2 protein-coding genes are annotated in these 1,590 nt (G+C 67.7%); both read left to right on the top strand.

The window, feature by feature from the left end; genetic code table 11:
- A partial coding sequence (locus CKO31_RS25815) for a transposase family protein (protein ID WP_200243712.1) occupies positions 1-879 on the top strand: 879 nt, incomplete at its 5' end.
- Positions 880-917: 38 nt separating this feature from the next.
- On the top strand, positions 918-1,590 hold a 673-nt coding region (locus tag CKO31_RS25810), incomplete at its 3' end, for an ISAs1 family transposase (RefSeq protein WP_200243709.1).

Genomic DNA, 1,590 nt, shown 5'->3' with positions numbered 1-1,590 from the left:
GCGCGCGACCGCTGGATCGGCTGGGATCGGCGTTACCAGTACGATCGCCTGCATCTGATCGGCAACAACGTGCGCTTTCTCATCCTGCCGGAGGCGCATGTGCCCAACCTCGCCTCGCGCGTGCTTGCGCTGCTTGCGCGGCGGGTCAGCGCGGATTGGCAGGGCCGCTTCGGCCACCCGTTGTGGTTGCTGGAGACCTTCGTCGATCCAAGGCGCTTTCACGGCACCTGCTACCGCGCGGCCAATTGGCTGGCGGTGGGTGAGAGCCGCGGCTTTCGCCGCACCCGCGCGGGCTACAGCAACCGCGCGCACACGCCCAAGCGGGTGTTCGTGCGGGCATTGATCGCCGACGCGCAGGCGCGCCTGCGCGCGCCCATCCTCGATCCCCGTTACCGTCATGGAGCCCCGACCATGTTGTTGACTGCCGATCACATGCGCTCACTGCCGGCGTGCTTCGCCGACGTGCCCGATCCACGCCGCGGCCAGGGGCGGCGTCATCCCTTGCCCGCAGCCCTGGGCATCGCCGCCGGCGCGGTGCTGTGCGGGGCACGCGGCTACAAGGCCATCGCCGCGTGGGCCGCAGATCTCAGCCAGCAGGCGCGGGCACGCTTTCGCTGTCGCTACCGCAACGGGCGCTACGAGGTGCCCAGCCGCACTCGCTTCCGCGACCTGCTCATCAGCATCCCACCCGATGACCTCGATCGCGCGCTGCAAGCGTGGAACGCACAGATGGCGGTGGCCGACGAAGGGCTGGCCCTCGATGGCAAGACCATGCGCAATGCCATCGACGAGCAGGGGCGCCAAACCCATATCCTCGGTGCGGTCGGACACCAGAGCCAGGTCTGCTACACCCAAAAAAAGTCACCGCCCTCCCCGTAGACGCCACCGATGAGGTCAAGCAGACCAATGAAATCGGCATGGCCCTGCCGCTGCTCGCAGCGCTCGATATCGCCGGCAAAACCATCACCGCCGATGCCCTGCTCACCCAGCGCAAGATCGCCGAGCATGTGGTGGCCCGCGGCGCCCACTATCTGTTCATCGCCAAGGACAATCAGCCCACCCTGGCCGCCGACATCCGCCTACACTTCGCCAACCGCGGCGAACCGGACTTCCGCGAACCGCTGAGCTTGGCGCACGGGCGCCTGGAATCGCGCGCCATCTGGACCTCCACGGCACTGAACGACTACCTCGACTTCCCGCACGTCGGCCAAGTCCTCGCCATCGAGCGCCAAAGCATCGATAAGAAGACCGGCAAGCCCTCCACCGAGATCGTCTACGGCCTGACCGACCATTCCCCCGAGAGCGCCGATCCCAAGCGCCTGCTGGCCTTCAACCGCGACCACTGGGGCATCGAAGCTCACCACTACATCCTCGACTGGAACTGGGACGAGGACCGCTGCCGGCTGCGCACCGGGCACGGCCCGGAGAACATCACCCGCCTGCGCCGCTTCGCCGTCGGCCTCATCAAGGCCAACAGCGATGATTCCGTCGCCGCGACCACCGCCAAGCTCGCCCGACGCGTGCGCCGGGTGTTCGACTATTTCCTCATGACCGACAACACCAAGCCCCGCGCCTGCCGCGCAGCCGCGG

The organism is Thiohalocapsa halophila (assembly GCF_016583825.1).
Taxonomy (GTDB): domain Bacteria; phylum Pseudomonadota; class Gammaproteobacteria; order Chromatiales; family Chromatiaceae; genus Thiohalocapsa; species Thiohalocapsa halophila.
This window is presented reverse-complemented; position numbering and strand designations above follow the sequence as displayed.